This window comes from Flavobacterium sp. 40-81, from assembly GCF_001898245.1.
GTDB lineage: Bacteria > Bacteroidota > Bacteroidia > Flavobacteriales > Flavobacteriaceae > Flavobacterium > Flavobacterium inviolabile.
Genome location: NZ_MKTM01000006.1, coordinates 1 through 21,285, shown reverse-complemented (window position 1 = coordinate 21,285; position 21,285 = coordinate 1). Strand labels below are relative to the sequence as shown.

At 36.5% G+C, this 21,285-nt stretch carries 6 protein-coding genes; all 6 read right to left on the bottom strand.

What is annotated here, in order from left to right; all coding sequences use genetic code 11:
- The coding region (locus tag BGO42_RS01355) for a thrombospondin type 3 repeat-containing protein (RefSeq protein WP_286748565.1) at window positions 1–9,942 on the bottom strand (9,942 nt) is incomplete at its 3' end.
- A gap of 11 nt (window positions 9,943–9,953) precedes the next feature.
- Entirely contained in the window at window positions 9,954–10,676 is a 723-nt protein-coding gene (locus tag BGO42_RS01350) for a LolA3 family protein (RefSeq protein WP_273247162.1), read from the bottom strand.
- A 10-nt stretch (window positions 10,677–10,686) separates the two neighbouring features.
- Entirely contained in the window at window positions 10,687–14,271 is a 3,585-nt protein-coding gene (locus BGO42_RS01345; protein WP_273247161.1) for a VWA domain-containing protein, read from the bottom strand.
- A gap of 7 nt (window positions 14,272–14,278) precedes the next feature.
- Window positions 14,279–19,891, bottom strand: coding sequence for a hypothetical protein (locus tag BGO42_RS01340; RefSeq protein WP_273247160.1), 5,613 nt, complete (start codon window positions 19,889–19,891; stop codon window positions 14,279–14,281).
- The gene (locus BGO42_RS01335; RefSeq protein ID WP_273247159.1) at window positions 19,888–20,493 is read right to left on the bottom strand and encodes a hypothetical protein; all 606 of its coding nucleotides are present in this window, start codon (window positions 20,491–20,493) and stop codon (window positions 19,888–19,890) included. Before BGO42_RS01335 ends, BGO42_RS01340 begins: the two co-directional genes overlap by 4 nt.
- Entirely contained in the window at window positions 20,477–20,938 is a 462-nt protein-coding gene (locus BGO42_RS01330) for an OmpH/Skp family outer membrane protein (RefSeq protein WP_286748564.1), read from the bottom strand. The genes BGO42_RS01335 and BGO42_RS01330 overlap by 17 nt, the downstream gene beginning before the upstream one ends.
- Window positions 20,939–21,285: the final 347 nt, after the last annotated feature.

Sequence of the window (21,285 nt, the reverse complement as noted above, 5' to 3'; positions counted from 1 at the left end):
ATTCCCTTCGCCACCTTTTAGTTCATCATCTTTTTCCTGTCCCTGGAAGCCATAGCGGTAATTTTCGTTAGCTGCGTGACGATTCGGTACGAGCATCCCGAAAGGATAGTAATCATTATAGGCTATTACATCCGGTTTAAAGACATAAGACGATCCTGCATTTGCAATCAGCTTACGATCGGTAATAACAGAAAGCACGTTCCCTAAATGGTTTGATAATTCATAATTCTTATCACCAACCCAACGAGATAAAGTTACAAATTTATTTGCATCAGCCGGTGTGGAAGTACCTTGTCCCTGATCAAAACCTTCACAAACATTTCCAATTCCATCATGATTATCATCTTCCTGAAGAGGATTTGCGTTATTAGGACAGTTGTCGCAAACATCTCCAACACCATCATGATCAGCATCCTGCTGGCCCGGATTATATTTATCAGGACAGTTGTCGCAAACATCTCCAACACCATCACCATCGCGGTCTTCCTGTAACGGATTCGATATATTAACACAATTATCACAAACATCTCCAATACCATCATGATCTGTATCTGCCTGATCCCTATTTGGTTTTGTAGGGCAGTTATCATTCTGATCCAGAATACCGTCTCCATCCATATCACCTTCTTTCGGTCCACAATAACTCTGAACATAATTAACAGCATATCGCTGCATTGTTAACAGGTTATTTGTCGATTTTGGCTGGGCATTCGGAACATTCCCTTCGTCAAACTCGAAAACATTTACTTTAATATTTTCTTCACCCTCACCATTATTAATCGTATAACTGAAATCACACATTTCCATCGGCACACCCGGGATAGTCGTTTCATCATCCACTTTATTATGAACCGTTTCCGATCCAATGGAGTTTCTTGCTTCCGGTGCAGTAGGATAATATACAAAACCATGATCGTGTGTATTAAAATAAGGCTGTTCATGCGTATATTCAAAATCCGTATAAACATTCCCATTCAGAACTAAAACCGGTGTATATAAGTCGGTGCTGGTAACGGTAACATTAGGGTTTAAAGTCATTGTATACTTCATGTCCCATTTATTCTCCGGAATACCGGCTGACATTCTGTAATGGTGTTTATCCATATAGGTATAATAATCCCACCATCTGCCATCTCTCTGATAAAAACGGGTCATTGTTTCGATAGTAATAATCGGGATATATACCTTTCTAACCGGATCCCTCTCAATATCAACTCTTACCATACTTCTGGTATATTCGCCAATATCCGGATATTTTATACCCTGAAGCATTGCAACCAGTTTTGTACCACTTGTAAAAGTAGTATCGATTTCGAAATGTGATTCGATTTCAAGCTTTTCTGTTAATCCACCAAATCTTGGGAAGAAATTTAAACTCGTATTTGGATCAACCCAGGTCGTTTTGTTCGTTCCTGTGAATTTTAATCCCCATACATTCGGCTGATTCGTCAGTGCTTGCATTGCCATCATCATATTATCTGAAACAGCAAGCAATTTATTTGTCTGCGTAACGACTGCTTTACCAGCTTCTTCCGAAATTTCCCTTCTGCTTTTTTCAACTCCAAGACGACTGCTTCCGTATATTTCCTGTTCAACCAAATAGTAGTTCGTTTGCGCTCCGGCTTTAACCATTTCATAAGTACTCAATACATTTCCCTGTGCATCTCGCTGATAGAAAGTTGTTGTACTGTTAGCGCCGTTTGTAACCGTTTTAGCGATTCTGTTTCCTAATCCGTCATACTCAAAACTGATTACAGTTCCGTTGCTTTTGGTAACAGTTTTCACCTTACCGTCTACTCTCCAGCTAATATTCAATCCTTCTTTTGCATCCGCCGTTAACTGCCCTATATTGTCATAAGTGTAATTATTCGGGTTCTGATCGTCAATATCTAAAGAAGTATCATTCGGATTCGCAGGAACATTAGTAAAGACACCATTTGCTACAGTGTCATCAACATGCGTCAGCTTGTTGGTTCCGGCCTGATAATTATATGTCAGCTGGTCCATTAAATCAGCAACAGCCAGGGTTGCCGATTTTGGAGCCCAACGATTTAAGGTCAATAAATTACCATTTCTATCATATGAATAATCTGACTTGTATGAATTCTCAAACGTAGTCGTATTGTTAACCTGTCTGACAGAATTCATTGTTTTAAGCCTGTTTAACTGATCGTATTCATAACGGTTGTACTGAGACGGCAAGATATTCTGACTTAGGTCTGATAATGAGGTAATCATTTCTTTGATGTTTCCATTAAACAGATCTTTATTACCTTCCATATTCAATCCTTTGGTATAGGCCAAAACCCTGTTATCCACAGCATTTGATGCATTAAAACGGGACATATAATCTCCGTTATAGTAGTTCAGCGTAAAGCCAAATGCATCTAAAGCGGCATTTGTTCCATCCAATCCGGCATCTGCTATTTTATACGTTCCCGATGTACTGTCATAGTAACCTAAACGTTCTGCATTAACACCTTTTAGCCAGCCGTGTAATGTATACAGATAATCCAGTCCCTGAACTTTTTTATCTCCAATTTCTGTTCTTCCTAACGGACCGTGTTCATAATATGCGTAATTCGCTTCTTTTTCCCAGATCACATCATCCTTACTTGTAAATACCTGAGTAATTCTATTGTCGGCATCATATTCATATTTATGGATAAACTGGTCTTTCTTTCTAGGCTGATAACTAACTTTATTTACGTTGCCGCTAATCAAATCATAACTATAAACAACTTTTTTAATGTCCTGATTTTTCGTTTTAAGTTCATTCTTGTTAATATGATAAATAAGCTCTCTTACATTTCCATGTACATCATAATCATAAAGTATGGCATTGTTATATTTATCATAAGCAACAATCTCAGCAATTTCCTGTGTTAACTGATCATAATACAGTACTGCCGTTACTCTTTTCTGGTTATTATCGGCCTGGTATGCTTCAAACCATCCTTCCGTATTTTTAACCGGAAGACCATAAAGTGTTCTTGTTATTTCTCTTTTCGTATATCCGGTATTGAATGCATTAACCGGTGCACCGGCATATATCAGTCTTCCTTTATCATTAATGCTATACGTTGTACTTCCCGGAACAACAATTTCTCCCGCTTCAACAATTCTTCCCAGACCATCATATCTCGTATAACTGAATATTCCATTTGCCGCATCGGCTTTTTGCTTGCTATTCTGAGAAGCGATTATTCTTCCCAAAGCATCATATGCAAATTGTGTTTCTCCTCCGTCCGGTGTTTTTTGCCAGGTTAGCTGATTCAGGGAATTATAGCGATATTGTGTTTTTAGCGTATGTCCAGGATCTGCCGTAATACCATTTACAACCGTTAATTCTTCTTCCGGTTTTGTTTGTCTTACATTATTAATGGTCGCATCCGATCCCGGAGTTAAGCGTACTACTCCCTGAGGCGGAACCGTTTGCACTAAATTCCCCGCCTGATCATAGTAATATAGTGTATATTGATATTCTTTATCCGCAGCAGATTTGGTCATCGTTTCTCTTAAACCATCTATTGCTGCCTTGACATATTTTACTTTGAATTCTTCTTTTTTGTTTCTGAAATATTCTTCTTTTAATTCTTCCAAATACGTTTCCTTAACAGAATTGGTAAATATTTCACATGGTGTTTTAATATTCCCTGTATCAAGACTAAATGTTGGAACCATCGGTGCCGGCGGGCAGATATCGTTATTTACAAAATACTGATCAACATACTCCGGCCATGTTAGTCCTCCTCCCTGTGTCAGGAAATTATTGTATTCGTTTATAACAACTTGTGTTCCGTTATAACCATAATTTAGTTTAGTAGCTCCAAACTCACTTATGGTCAGGAATAGTGGGTGATTCACACTGTTTACATGAAATACATGCAGATAATATAGATAGTCCGTACTGATATATCCGAAGTTTGCTTCACAAAAATGCTTTCCGTTAACGGATAAATATTCCGGAATAACATAATCCTCTATGTCTTTTATTTTAAGAATGAACTCGTTCCATTTATCAACACAGGAAACCGGAGCCACCGTTGGCGGAATACAAGTTTCACATGGCGTAGGCGCATTTATAAAGCAATTTTGTAAGTTCAAACACTTAATGCTTCCTGTAGCTTCTACATATTCCCCGTTTTCATTGATGATAAGCGCTGTAAATTCATTAAAATTATCATTTGTAAACCTGATAATTTCAATACTATTTATATCCGCTTCATTTAAACGTCTGTTAGGTATTTTAAAGACAACTCCACAATCCGGGTTATTTGTAAAATGGAATCCTATCTGAGAAAAATTATTATTCTCAACACTGTAAAAATTACTAACACTTGGTGTTCCTGTTCCTTCTAATTGAAGATATTGACCTAAAAGATCCATCCCAAACGGGGTAAAACCATCATTAATTGTTACGCCTGCCATAACTTCTGCCAGAGTTGTTGTTAACATGGCCGTAATTATTTCCGAAACAGTAACTTCATCTTGACACTTTATATTCTGCAGACAGCTAATCTTTCCTCCACAAACTCTTACACCAGCTGGTGCAATTGTGGTATCAAAGATATTACCATTATTTACTATTGTATAAGCATTATAATGTACAAAAACAGTAAAAGAATAGGTTCCTGAGCCTAAATTTTGAGTAATCTGAAAATTAGAAAAATGAGTTATTTTATTTAACAGGTCGCTGTGATTAAATTGCGGCCTATCTGGCGTTGATAAAATATTTAACGCAAATCCACAGTTTATATCTTTGTTGAAAAAATCAAATTTCATCCCATCTACATGTCCCATTCCATCATTCGACCAATTTGTCGTGAAATTATTCACTGTTGGTGCAGTACTACCACTGATATAAGGGTCTAAATTATCTAATACTTCATGTGTATAACCATCTGCTATTGGCGGTAACTGATCTTTTCTGATCCAAAGGTGTTTGATTAATTTCAAAAAGTTCGCCTGAGCGTCTTCTTGTAACGGAACTTTTTTAGTACAGTTACAATCATAATTCAACTCGGTAATCCGTCCTTTTAATGTTGCTATTTTTTTATCGCTTCCTAAATAATTAATGGTAATTTTATCGTCACCAACAATGATTCCGTTTACAATATTTTTTTCAATTTTTACCCCGGTAATTCTGTAAAACTGTATGGTGTTTAATAATACCGCTGCATTATTCTCATTAACAAGGCTATAAATACTAACAGGAGTTGCCCCATTGATCGTAAAATTACCACTGGCATAAGACCATTTAGCATCTAAATTTGCATCATTTATGATTTGTGGCATAATGCTATTGTTGTATGTAAATACATCCTGATTTACATTTGGCGCTCCATCAAGCCTCACATTTGTCGAAAATAACTGACCCGGATTTGCCAATACATTACCCTTCAATTTATTCATCACTCTAACCAAAGCCTTTTCAAAACGAGCGCGTTTAAAACATCCTGTTCCTATTTCGGTTTCGGCATTTCCATTGACAACATTATTTTCTTCCAATGAACATTCTCCAACTGCAGCTTTTGTAACTCCTTCAATAATTACTTCCTCAGGTCCGGTACATGTTAAATTGGTAAGCCTTTTTATAGAAGCTACTATTTGGAATCGATACTGTCCTTCACTGTCATAAGATCCCGGAACATAATAAATATTTTTAAAATCTGTAATGGTAAAGGCTGTGTTATATCCATCCCATGAAGGAGGCGCCATACTTTCTCCACAAGAATTCTTATAATTGTTCGGATTAGGGATTACAAAATTTAAACGTATTTTTTCTGCCACACTGCTCCCATTTCCAATAAGGTCAATAATCAGTGCATCTCCGCTAATACTCCCTTTAATATCAACATTGGAAGGGTTCGCATAATAGGCTGTTGGGTTGATTAAAAGGGCATCAAATAAATCTTTAACAAGATAAGGCATGCTATGCGCTTTAAAACCATTCAATAATAAACCTTGCCCCTGAATATTAGGATTAACCAAACCATCCAAAAAGTTTTCCATATCAAATGCTAACGGGCATTTTCCGGTTTGATGCAACATATTTGCATCAGCATCGGCTTCTGCATCGGCTTGAGCCTGTGCATCTGTAACACCGGAATTATAACCGTTATCTGCCGAAACAAATCGTTTGGTTTTATCCTTATATAAAGTATAGGTTGTTGTGGAACACGCCGGAATAATTCCTGCCGGCGATCCGGGAACTGCCGTAGCAAAAGCAGCATTTATCTTATCTAAAAGACTCCCGTAATTTGCTGTATATTTATTGAATAAAGTTACAAACGTATCAACATTTTCATTATCGCCAATGCATCCGTTATAGCCATTATTTTTTAAAGCATAAATATGTGAAAATACGGTTCTGGTTTTTTGTTTAACACCAATATAGCTATTCATGAAGTTCTGCCAAATCTGTTTTCTCACAAATGGTGTCACCCTTCCCTGATCGCCGCCTTGAATTGCAGCCAACAGGTCTGTAAAGGATCTGGTTACCAAAGGCTGGTAAAAAGATTCCGGTGCAATACCATTTCCAAAAACGGCTGTATAATAAGCTGCCTGAAGCATGTTCAGGCTTTGAGTTCCAATCTTTAGCCCTTCATAATTGGTATCTAACGCTTCCTTCATTAAGTTTTTACGAAGATTAAAATCGGTAGCATCTTCAACTGTATACAAAACTTCGGCATTAGCAACCATTGGCGCTATATAAAAAGGATCGTTATCCGACAAGTTTTTCATTTTCGAGATAATCCCGTTAGTCGTAAATGCGGTTTCATAGTCTGTTGCCGATAATTCTTTTAATTTTTCATCATAAGCGTCAGAATTAGCTCCACTACTATTTTTCGTTCCGCATATTGCCTTACCATATTTATAGTACATATATTCCGGATGATATGGCAATAGTGATTCTGCCCAGGTAGGTTTCCAATTGTTTAGAAAATCAGTAACTTTTTTTAAGTATTCCGGACTTACAATTTTAAACTCTGTCCCCGGATTATCAGGATCATTTTCAACGATGGCATTATCACTCAGTTCCGGTAAATAGGAACCTTCCATAAGTTTTTTTACTTTTATCTTTGAGATGCTTCCATCGGCATCCCTATAAATCAATGCCGGTTTTCTCCAGCTATAATTTGATAATAAAGGCGGAGTTGTATTTGGAGACGATGTTGAACCTCCATAGTATAATTTATTCTTATCATTGAAAAGACTTAACTCATTTTGAGTTTCTATGCTTACCGTATTTTGCTGATCCGATGGTATGTTGTCAAAATTAATACCGGCTAATGAACCGTATTGACCATGCGGACTTACGTCAACTAATAACATTCCTTCATTAATATCACATACATTACTAGGCTGTATGCATAGTTCACGACAACCTGCTAACAATCCGGTGATTTCCTTCCCAAATTTCAGCACATAATTATTAATGATATATTGAGGCACTAAAGCATTATTATCAATATACTGTGAACCATTATATGCAAACGAACTTCCGCTAAACGTTTTATTAAGATTTGCTATAATATAATTTGTCTGGGCTTTTGTTGTCAAAGTTAACCTTGCTGCAATATCTCCTAAAGCGTTCACATCAGCATTTGCATTTATAAGATTTGTGAATGCTGAACAATCACTCGCAGAAAGGTAATTGCAAATCAACGCAATCTCACAGGATCTGCACGTAACATTACAGTCGATTGTATCGATGTTTACTTCAAACTGCCTTAAATCCGGATAACAGGCATTCGTAGCCTTTTTAATTTCGCTGACATAATCATCCGCATACATTTCAAGAACAGTCTGATTAATCTTCACATTCTTGCTCAATGAGTAGGTTCCGACTTTTAATGTTTTTGAATCAAAACTCTGATTAAGCAATACCGGTGGCGCTGATGGTGTTGTAGAATTTAAGTTAACAGCTCCGATTGTTGTTGACAAACTTGGCCCTGAATTTGGATTCAGGTTTTTAGGATTCAGCATTTCTGCAGCGCAATCATCAAGTAAACTCAAACTCCAATCGTATACAAAAGGATAATGTTTGGTACCAAGACAAACATCATTAAACGTATTGGTGGTGTGTGTTAATCCATAATTAAAAGTGATACTGCCTTCTTTTTCCGTGCTTACCTGAGTGACCAGTCTTATTCCGTCTTCAAGTATCCCGTTAATCCCGGATGCATATTTATTGTTACCAGACAACATATCTGTTGTTGTTACCTGATGTAATGCGGTATTGGCTTCATCTCCCAAAGCAATCAGGTTTGCCGGTTTATCACCGGCTAAAGCAGTCGCTATTGTTCTCCCTTGTGGATCCAGGTAACTTACGCTTACCTGCTTATTAGGATCGATAACAACATTTTTCTTATACCGTTTGTTGTTTCCAACTTTATAACCAAACAATCGATTTAATTCCTCCTGTTCCGGTTGTGCATAGAAATACTGCATTTCATGACCTTTCCCTAACTGATGTTCCAATCCGACACCACCTTTTCTTCTGATTCTACCGGTATTATCAGGAGTATATTCAATCTGAGAAAAAGGGTATTTTTTAGCATTTGGAACAAAATCCTGAAAATTATTTGACACGGTATTCTGATCGGAAAAATAGTTACTGGATCCCGAACTTGTTGCCATCCCCGGCGCTGTAATCGGATCGCATGATAGTGCGTTCACATTATCCCAATCAAAGTCGTTGTGTGTATAAACCGCATTACTTTCATTTTTATTCAAATCTGAATAAAAACGAATACCGGATGCCTTTATCGGAGTAGGCAAAACTTCAACAGCAGGTCTACCCTGGTTGTCATAGATAACCTCTCCTACAACTGCTTTATTATTGGTATTTATCTTGGTTACTGTCTGACGGTTTCGCAATGTTCCGTCAAAATAGCTTACTACTTCTTTTTTCTTACCATCTTCTGCAAATGATGCCTGATATTGCCAGTTTTTATTTCCTAATTCATGGTTTGCATCAATTTCAAGAAAAGAAACCCATTCGCTAACAAATTTCCATGTTTCCGATACGCCATTTGACCATACGCCATAATAAACTTTACTGGTATCGTCTAAAAATCTTCCTACCGGTCTTACTCTGTAAACCAGGTATCCTTTTGAAAACACCAAGGGAATTCTATAGGATAGTCCTTTCGTTTGTATTCTGGTACTGTTTAATTTAAAATCCTGTTCGGTTAATGGAATCTGTGCAGGAAGTAATTTTCCACCTTGCGGATTGTAATTATCCATCCATGTCCATTCCAATTCATACTCTACAGCCGGAGCAGTTGCATTTTTTGTCCAGGAAATTTCAAGTTCATCAGCTCCGTTACTAACATTAGCAACTGTCGTTTCCGTAGTTCCGTTGTATTTAATTAATCTTTTTACCGGGGTAACTTTAGTCCCTTTTAAATTATAATAACGATCTGTCTTAAATTTCACCTCCACAAAAGCAACTGAATTGGCAACTAAAGCGATGTTTTGATCCAAACTGTTCTTATACTGAATAGACTGCACCTTTACAGTTGCCTTATGCACATTTGGAAGTTTATGAACTTTATAGTCATCAAACTCTACTGATTCCGTAATATTATCATGTTTGATTTTCAATACTACATTATAGGAAGCCATAGCAGAACCGGTAGCAGTATATGGTGTAACTGCCAGATTGACTTCACAATAATAGATATTGTTATAGGCTGCCAAATCACTAACATTGTCTTTAAACCCAAAATGTATATATACTGCCGGATCTACAGATGTAAAAACATTTTGCTGGTTTAATGTACTAAATTTAGGATCTGTTACCTGTAGTGTAGGCAAACTATGCAGTTGCGTACCTGTACTGATTCCTCCGGATATTTCTTCCTGCTGTCCAAAAGAAAAAGCAGTACACATTACAAGTATTAAAACATATAAGCATTTACGGATATACATATATCTAATTTTTATTTAATATTATTGGAAGCAATTCGCTGATCAATTACTTCATATTTTTTTAATTGTTGAGACAACACAATTGTGTTCTTCCCGGAAACTGTGTAATATTTTCCAGTATTAAACCAGGAACCATCTGCAGCTTTTCTGTTATGGTTCTGATACACTACTTCCAGCCTTGGATAATGTGTATCTGATGTTCTATAATTTTGAGAAAAATTAATCGCTGTATTGTAATAAAAAACCTGCTTCTGCAAGAAATAGTCTTTCGAAATATTCAAGATAATTTTTGAATAGGACAGATCAGAATATTGTTTGGGTTCCAATTGTATTTCCCAATATATCTTAAAATCCTTAACAGATATTACTTTACACAAATCGGAGATCTGACGCATATCAAAATCAGCAACACTATTACCTACAGGATTAGAGATTACTATTGCTTTCTCCGAATGACTGATTTTTACATTTGTTTTCAATGAATTAATCATTTCCGAATCTTTAATTTTAATGTACGTTTCATTCGCAGCATTTTTATGAAAGACTCCCTTATAATTTTCTTCTACTTTTTTGGAATCGTGATCCTTATATAAAGAATACGACATAGTATAGGATAGTGGCTTTGCAATACCGTATGTCTCCGTAACTTTTTTTAATATTTCCTCTGCTTTTTGAGAATATCCCAAAAAGACCATTAAAAAAGTTATTGCTGTGATGATGTTCTTCTTTGTCATAATTCCGTCATCAGTTTATTTTGATTATGTTTCCGGATCGCGTTTCCTGTATTGTTTTAATACCTTTTTCCGTTTCTTTTTTCACACGTACAAGTCCGCCTTCATTATCGTATTCATAAAAAGTAGCATAGTTATTTTCATCCAATTCTGACATCAGTTTAAATGTTTCCGGATCATACACAAAGGCTTTCATACTACCTTCCAACGGATGAATTCTTACATCATCAAAATATACCGGCATACTTCCTCCTTTGTTTTCTAATACAAACTCAATTACAACGGTACTGCTCAACGGAGCCGTTTCGCTTTTCGGCACTCTGAATCTTTTAACAATTCTTTGCCAGCCGTCAATAATTTCACCGGAAGGTGACGCGGTATCCGTTAAGATTATATGAGAACTTTCCGCTCTTTTGTTATTGTAGTAGACAATTTTTATCTCTGGATTTTCATAAGTTTTAAGCTGTAATTTTGTTTCCTCTTTAACCCAGGCACTTATCACGTACTCTTTACCCGGTTCCGGTTGAAAGGAGAAACAGTCATCACAAATATTTTTATCAATAGCTTCTCCACAGATGTAATTGCCATCCGCCAGTTTATCTGAAAAATAGCGTGCATCCGAGGCTAATAAATTGAAATCTGCGTGACCGTAATAATCTTTGGTAAAATGATTAATATCCGCTTCCGGATATTGATTAGTTGGATATCCTAATAAAAACTGTAACGAATTCCTTAAAGACACCGCAGCTGTAGAATACACCCTACCTGTTGCCATCGTAGCACTTATCGCTAATTCCGGGACAAAATTCGGATCCTGGTTTCGAGGTAAAACTTTACTGAATGGAGAAACTGTATTTTGATTAACATAGTACCCTTCTTCTATTCCTACAACATATAAATGTGGCCCATTCGGCGTTAACGATTGTGAAACATTTGCTGGGTCCCTATAATTACTGAATTTTTTCATTGTGTTTACCAATCCGTTTACGTTAGCCGTTTCACAGCCATCCGTAATCATCACAACAGCATTTGGTTTCATCGGAGCATTAAGGGCTACCGTTAACCCGCTCTTCCAGTAATCAGATGCCGGACTGATACCTGCTCCACTTCTCAGCCTATAGGCATCAATCCATTGATTGAACATTCCTAATACTCCGGAATTGTTGGTTACCCTTGTTGCCGGTATATGTTCCGAAGCTCTGAGATCGGCATCATTATCAGACATACCGATTAAGGATATGTGAATATTATAGTTTTCACTATCATTAATATCTGCCTGCTGCTTAATGAATGATTTTAACTGTTTTCGGATCTTTCTAGCCTCTGTTTCGTCAATCGATCCCGACTCATCAACCACTATAGCGATATGGGATACACACTGAATCTCTTCTACTGGACAGAAGTTAATATGATGTATCTTATGCTTAAGCTCTGTAGTATTATTTTCATATACTGTTGGATAAAGAGTTGGTTCATCAGGAGAAGTAAAAACAGAAATATCCATATCCGTTACAAGTACTCCGTTGTGGTCTCTGAAAATTACATCTATATTTTGAAAGTCAGTTCCATGATCTGCAAATGAAAAACCAAAGTTTTGCGATAATCCTTCAAAATAAGCATTATAAATTCTTGGATTAGGGTCTGTTATATAAGGTGCCAAATCAATTAATTCCTGAGGGTTATAGCCATTAGGAATGGAACCTTCAGTAATCATTTTGGTCAGCAAATGATTCAGCAGATTGATATAAAGTTGTTTGATTATCTGTGATTTCGGATTATTAATTGTACATGAATTACATTCGCGAACATTTATCAGTTTTGTAAAAGTAGTCACACATCCATTACTATCTGTTACCTCTACTTTTACCGTGTAATCCCCGGCCGAACTGTAAGTAAACGAAGCAATGTTATTAGTACCTGTAGTTTGTGTTTGCAAGACAGTTGATCCATTCGTATCATAAAATGTCCATTTATGATTTGCAATATTAGACACACCTGTTTCGAATATAAAATATACCCTGTTAGATACACATAAGACATTCGTATTAGGTTCCAAAACCCTTATAGCACCACTTATAGGAACACAATTCGTTACTTTTAAATGTATCGGATTCCTGGTTAGAATCAGATTTTGCCAACTTACTGAAGCATTTGTAATTTGCGGGTGTCTGGCAACACAATAATAATCTGCCTGATCGTTAGAACTTAAATTATTTATTGTATATGTCCGGTCTGTCGCTAATGCAATTGGTTGTGCTACACCGGTACCAACCTGTTTGTACCACTGATACGTTTCCGTTTGCGTAAAACGATTATCCGTATACATTTTTAAGGTTACCGGACTTCCAATTGTTTTGGTAATTGTTTCTTCAACATCTGTTTTCGCTTGCGGTGCATATCTAAAACTAGTGCCCATTTTTTGTTTATACAAAGCATACTGTGCTTCAAAATCAGCAAATCTAAATCGGTTATTTTCAAATAGGAACTCACTTAGATTATTTAATCCTGACAGATTAGGAATCGCTCCACTAAGTTTATTATCCCATAAATAAAGTCGCTTTAATTTAGCTAAAGATTGAAAACTTGTCGGAATACTCCCTTCCAATTTATTTCCAGATAAAGAAAGTCCTACTAACTCCGATAAATTCCCTAAAGAAGCAGGTATATTACCCGAAAGTTGGTTTCCTTGTAAAGCCAAGTTTTGTAATGTTGTTAGATAACCAAACTCGCTTGGGATACTACCGGTAAGCTGATTTACACTTAAGTCAATCCCTATAATTTTTTCCATTCCAACAAGAGAAGGAATTGAGCCTGTTAATTGATTATTTTGGAGATTAAACGAAGTTACAGATTTAAGACCTGATAAAGTTGCCGGTATTGTTTCTGATAATTTATTATTATGGGCCCAAATGATATTTAATTTTTTAAGATTCCCTAATGTCGCCGGAATCGGCCCTGTTAAATTGTTATTGTATACATACAAACTTGTCAGGTTTATCAACTGTCCAATTGAAGCAGGGATGCTTCCACTTAAACTACAATTGTCGAAGTTAAGCCTATCTAATTTTGTTAGATTTCCTAATTCGGTAGGGATAGTACCTCCTAAGTTTACATTATTACTTAATCTTATCTCTATTATATTTGTCAAATTTCCAAATAATGGAGAAATCCCACCGCTTAAATTATTATCATTGAAATTAAAATACTGTAAATATTGCAGTTCAAACACTCCAGAGGGTATTGCTCCCGTTATTTTATTGCCTGAACAGCTTAATGTTAATAGATTTTTAAGATTTTTAAGGCTGTTATTTAAATTTCCGACAAGATTATTATTATTTAACGATATATAGATAACATTCCCATTGTGAACCGTAACACCATACCATCCTGTTTGGGTCGCTGCATTCCAGGAGGTTACTACCGCATTAGGATTATTAACATCCCAACCCGTTTTATTTGTCCAGCCAGCTCCATTGGTACTGTTATACAAATCAATTAACGCCTGTCTTTGATCGGCCGAAACCTGAGCAAAAATATTCAGACTACATAGTGTTAAGAATACCGTTAGAACTAAACTTCTTAATTTTATCTCCATCATCTCGATACTATTTTTTAGTAGACTTGGTTACTACTGCTTCTTGTGCTTTTCTCTCTCTTTGAGTACTATTACTATTAATTTCCTCACAGGAAATAACCTGCTTTTTAACAGATATCTTTTTCGCAGGCTCTATCCTCATACTTCTCCTGCCGGAATGGGACTGAAGCGGCGAAATCGTTACCCCTTCACTATTCTTGATCGGTTCCTGAAAATTAAAGTGGGACGATGCAATACAGGAAGAGAAATCATAATCTTCAAATCCGTCTGATGCCAACTCACTATATTTACTATTTGAGGCAACTGCAGTCGGAAAACGATTGTTATAACCGAACAGAGCAGACGAATAGCGGTCTAAGGCATCTTTGTTTTCAATTTCCTGTCCGTAAGGATTATATTTTGTAACCTGGGAAGCAAAAGTCCATTTCTGGAATTCGCTCATTCCTGTAATTACCCATTTTTTAGTTGTGGTATTGTAAACATAAAAAGGAGAAAAATCATTAAAGAAACCTATTTTTCTTAAACTCGGATTTTCATTAACGTTACTATAATTTCTTCCTGTTAAATAAGCATATGATTTATTAGCTCTCCAATTACCCAAAACATTATATAGATATGGATTGTATGATCGTTTCAGTATGTCTTCAGGCTCATCATTATTAACATCTTTCTCATATTCAAAAACAAGCGTATTGTTACTGTCAAAGGTCATTCGTGGTAATTCACATTCGCATTGTGCCGGCCAAATATTGCTATATTCAATAGCTGAAGCATTTACAATTCTGTATCCGATTGAAGAAGACAAATACGGACTGTTGTCCAGATTGTTTTTTATTGTTGTTATTACATTATTATTGTCATAATTATATAATGGGTTTTTCATTGAAGTTACTGTAGCCATCGTAGCACTCTGTAAATTTCGATACCCGGAACGAATAACTTTTAACTGTCCTGTTTCGATAAGTTTTTTATCTATTCTCAAACCATCTTTATCAATCAGAATGAATTGATTCGCAGCTGCTTTAACCACCCAGGCTTTTGTTGCTTTCTTTTTCTTTTCAACATTAGTTCCTGTTACCCATACTTCATCTCCGTCAACTAAATAATCGGCTGCATTGTAACTGTCAAATTCATATTTTGAAGTTCCGGTAATATTTGAAATATTCCATTCCAGACCAAGATTAGTTGCTGCCTGGTTCATTCCTTTATAGGACCAATAAGCCGGAAAATTAAAACTGTAATATTTATCATTATACTCGTTAACCGTTTCTGTTAATAGTATATCCCCGGTTTCTGCATCCCAGGCAAGATTTTTTGTGGCTACTTCCGACCCTGCATCATAAGCTATTTTCTCCGATAATATTCCCGAAGTATGAATCACTTTTGTCGTAACAGCCGATCGCAACTGATTCTCATGTTTTGAATAACTCGGCACCGGCACCGGTACTATCAGAAACATCAAAAATAAAGGTAATCCTGCCGTATTAAAATGTACGCCCGGCGTTTCTGTTATGGAAATATTTTCTCTGAAATCATTAACCACATCATAATCCACGCCAACCAATTTAGATTTAATCTCTCCATTGGAATTAACTGTAGTAACTACATTATTCAATCTTCCCTGATTTTTGGGATTGGAGGCAATTTCATTGTATTTATAGTCTACACCGGATATAAAATTGCTTTGTCCTTCGGCATATACTCGCTGGCTTTTCATTTTTCCATCCATGTCATTCGTATGAATAGCATATCCCTGTGATAAGGTTAAATGGTCTTTAACATTAATCTTAAGCAAACTTGACAATAATCCAGATTTATCGTAATGAGCTGATAAAACCGTATAATCAACTAATGTTGGGTGATCTTTTGAAGTATAAAATTCCGTAACCACTTCACCGGTTGCATGTCTTTTAACCTCTTTAGTCAGGTTCCCATTCTGATATTTCTCTCTCGGCAAATTCTTGACTGCGACTCTGCTATACGTCACTTTAGGAGCTGGAAAAAAGGATTCTCCAAAAGGTTTTTCTACATAGTTTTCACTTTCAGTTCCTAATAACAGATCTCTATTACTATGATCATAGAAAGGCTCTACAAATGGATTTTCTTTCCCTCCCAAAGGTTCATAAGTAGCCACTCCGGACGTTCCTCCCTCAGCCGTTTTGTAACTATATTTTTGTCCGTAAAACTGCTTGTACAATTCATTATCATTGTGAGCGGTCATTACATCCCACTGATCATGCATCTTAATTTCTTTAACCCGGCTTCCTCCCCCAACTTTTTCACGATTAGGCTGCATTAAACGAATCCAGGATTTTCCGGAGATGAATTTACTTGCTATTCCTTTCTCTTTCAGTTTTCCATTCGGACTTTTAAAGATGTCGAATATTGTCGGAATCCATCCTATTAACTCTGTTACTACTCCTTCAATGTTATTAACATCCTCTTCTCCGGTCATACTGTATACAACTCTGTTCAGATTTTGTCTTCCGAAGTACCAGCCAGCTTTTGATATCGGATTAACATCCGGATTACCAGCCCCGTCTCCCTGTTTGGTCATCTGAATAGGAATGGATGCATATTGATTACCCGAAGAGTCCTGATAGAATGAATAACCTTCATCTTTATTGATTCTTAAATAACCTGATACATAGTCAAACTTATCCTTATGATCATTCCCTCCCAATGTCCAATTCTGCGTTGCCATATTCAATAAGAATCTGAAATAAATGGGCTCATTTTCTATTGGCTTTATATATCTTTCATAGAAATTATCGGTATTGGTATCATCTAATTTCACATATAAAAACTGAGCGGTTTCCCTACCGTATAATTCCGTATTATAAATATTATCTTCTGAACTTAATGCTTTATTTCCGGCACCTACTACCTTAAACATCTGCATTACATCTCTATTCTGAACATGTGCATAATCATCTGATTCAAAATCCATCTCCATTTTTGCTCCGGACGGCAAGTTAATGGACGCTAACAGCCAGGCTCCTGCATAAGCATCGGCTTTGGAACGATTGCTCTGATCTACATAAGGGTATTCGGCATTTGATAAAGCATCATTTGTACCACAGCCTATCGCATCATCTGTTGGTTTATAATTTCCCCATAAGTCATATGCTTTCATGTCATAGGATGGATTATATCCATAATTAAAAACATAAGGTGTAAATTTCCCCATATTGGATTTTTTATAGGTAAAATATACTTTTTTTAAGGTCAGCTTACCTTTTTGCCCCTGATATACTGCACCCGATTTGCCAGCGTCTTCATGATTGTCAATACCCTGGCACAAACTATAATCATATTCAAAATGAGCTTCTTTAATCGGCACTGCCTGTTCCGGATTTGCTAAATATTCCGGCTTGGAATACAACGATACCTTATCTAACTTGTACATTTTGGAATCCGTTCCTAAACCACCATTTTCTCCTTTTACCCCATAACCGTCTTTACGGGCTGAAATTGAGAAAACAGCAACATGGGTTTTTGTTTCGATCTTTTTAATATACAACAGCTCTTTTTCTCCATACTGATAATTCCCTTTATTATCCTTTTTACTGGATCGCAAACCATCATCATAACTCGCTATATTCTGTTTGAATGGCATTCTCCATTTAAAAGGCTTATCTTTAGTTACATTATCATATTCAAACTTAGTATAGGTTCCCAAGTCATCATCTGTAGGTCCATCACTTTTTAAATCCTGATAATCGGACGATAAAACGGATGTCAGCAGATAACTATGGGCATAAGCCGGGGTGGTAACTCTGTTAAAATACTGATCACCTTCTTTATCATTGTTTGCCGAATTGTCTTTTCCGGGATTATAGTAAACCAAGCCGTTTCGGCAATCAACTGCCGGAACGCTGCCCACATCGAATGTGACTTCTCTTTTAATGGAATTATATGCTGCTCTTCCGTATATATAGCGCTCACCACCTTCTTTGGTTATTCTGATCTCTGAAGTATGGTGATCATTCTTTACGGATAAAGAATAAGGACTGAATTGTGTTTTGAAACCATACTTCTGAGCCTCGGCCCGGGTTAACTTCTGAATAGACTGATTTCTATTTACCCTGCTCTCTCTTTTTATAATCCCTGTACCGGCTATTTCTGTTCCGTTTCTGTAATAATTCTTTTTTGTACCTCTGGCAAATGAACTTCCTTCTAATTCTAATTTTACAGCATCATAACTACCTAAATTATCATTAAACAGGTTTAATTCTTTATCAACATGCGTTCCTCCAATGTTCTTAAAAAATACTTTTTCATAATCCGGCTTGTTACCTTCCTTTTTCTCTTTAAACCGTTCTAATGCAGTATTACTGTTCTCCCACAAGCCTGTTGAACTGTTACCATTAGTAACACTAACATCAAATCCCCAGTGAACACCGCCGCCGCCGCCGATTTCAAATCCTAAGCTACCGCCATTGCTGTCATCCTGCACTTTATTGTCATACACATAACCCACCTGTGACTTATAGGGACGATACATTCCGGATATTCCCTGTCCCTGAACCGTATACAAATCGTAAGTATGGTTTGTAACCGATAAAGATGTTGTGTTCTTATTTAATGTTCTATCTTTTTCCCTGTTAAAATCCAGGATATCTTTTTCTCCGGCGTTATACGTATTTTCATAACCATAGGCTTTCTCTTTCTTATTTTTTTCGGACTCTTTTACTCCTTGCGAAGTTCTGTATCCTGTAAATTTAACTCCCGGTTCTATTCCCCAAATCTCCCCTTGAAGGTTCATACTGAACATATAATTTGAAGATTGCATCCCCACTCTTTTAGTAGGTGTAAACGAGGCATCAATAAAAGACATCGTGCCGGAGTAATTTCCGCCGAATGATTTACTCACTCCTTTACTGTTAATAAAACTCTTACCTGCTTTAAAAGACATCGACATTGATTCTAATCCTTTTCTGCTATTATAACCTACACCAACACTAGAGCCAATATTATAGCCACTATTTTTAGAAAATTTAGTGTTAAATGAAGCACTTGGAGCAACAGAAACCCCTTCGGAAGCTGACGATTCCATATCCATCCCTACAGAAAGATTTTCACTGATCTGGTAACTCAAACCACCGTTAACAGAGAATCCGAAACCGTCGTAATTGTTGTATTTCACGCCAAGACCAACACTCGACTTGACTTGTGCTTCTCCAATACCGAATCCCGCTAAAAACAGGTTCACATTCGATCCGATGGTCACATTCTCTTTCATATTGTTTTCATAGGTCATCTCATCACCGTCGAAATCATCCGGCAAACCACGCATCTGGCGGTTGATCTGCCCAACGTTCAAATCCCAGCCTAAACCAACCCAGGAAGCTTCCTGGTCCATCGTAGCCCCGGAATTATACGCCAGATTTAACGGATAACCACCAACGTCCATGATCGGGATATTGTAGTTAAAATCACCACTGGCCAGATCGACCATATCCGATGTTCCGATTGGAGTGAACGACTCAAACTCCGGCTGCGAAGGACCACCTGTTAAGGCATACATTCTCAAAGGCTGAACCATCTCTAAAAACAACATCATTGCCAGATAAACAGCAACAACTTTTGTAACCTTACTCGTTCTGATTTTTTGAATCATAATAATATTTCTGTAAATGTGTCTTTAAACTTAAATTTCAAGGTTCCTTTCCGGAATAAATGGTCTTTATAAACCAACTGGATTTTTTCATTGGGATCGATACCCGAAAAGAATAATAGTATTTTCTGGAAAGGTGCTATTTTATAATTGCGCTCATAGGAAACGCCGGAACAGGCTATCGTATCGTTTTTGGAAGTAACGGCATAAAAATCTTTGTCAATGGCAAACGACATGTATTTAACCCCGTCTTCATAAGACAGTCCGGTAAAATCATTACCTAAAAGATCTTTTTCCTGATCCTGCTCGAAAGTAAATTCGATGATGCGTTCCCGCTTGTTGGCTTCATACAGGGAGTCCACTTTAAATAAATCAACATTGCCCTGATCTTTTAAAAGATAGTACTGAATGGGAACCTCGATCGCTTTAAAACCGATATCATCCACTTTTTGGGAATATTCCCGTGATTTCCAGCCGATTTTCTCTAACTGAAAATAGCGCGACCTGATTTCGGAATCATCGCGCACATCGGTTGTTTTTTCTTTTTTACAGGAGACTAATGAAAAAACAAAAAATATGAAAAGTAGTTTATGGATTGCCCTCATATTTCTTGTTGATATAAGTAATCAGTTCATTAGTGATATCAACAGTTTCTTTTGCATAGAGAACAGACCGCTTATTTTCGGATCCCAATATAATATCAAAGTTGTTCTCTTTTGAAAAATCAGCAGTATAACCATTAATTCTCGACCATATTTTAGCAGATTCTTCGGTAGCAAATTGTTGATTAAATGCTTCAAAATCTTGTTTTTTAGCGATTAAATCTCTCGTAATCGCTTCTTTCTGCATTTCGGAAGCACCCTCCTGCTGCAAAGCAGCATATAGGCTGTCCAAAACTTTTTTGCGGGAGTTAAATTCCTGTTCGCCTCTTTTTTTCAGTTCTTTAGTCATGTTAAAGCCGTCAAAAAGCCTAACATTATCCACAAAAACAATTTTACGATTGTTCTCTAAAATAAAAAAAGAAATGCCCACTGCAAGCAGTAGAAACAAAACAATATTGATTACTATTAAAACTCGAAATCGATTATCAGACATGGTTTTACTTGTTAATTTTTTGCAAAAATAAAATTATTCCCTTAATAAAAAAACCTTAAATTGTAAATAAAATTTTAACAAAAAACCATTTCTTCCTTTTTTATCTTGCCATATAAGCAATATTAAAAGGTAAATCATCATCTTTTTTAATTACTTTTAAATCTCTTTTTAGGCACAAAAATGCTATTTATTGAAGTATTTAATCCGCTGTAAACCCTCATTATTATTGTGTTTTTACGTCATTTGATTACTATCCGTTTGGGATGCTGGTACCTAACCGCCATGAAGCCTCAGAATCATAT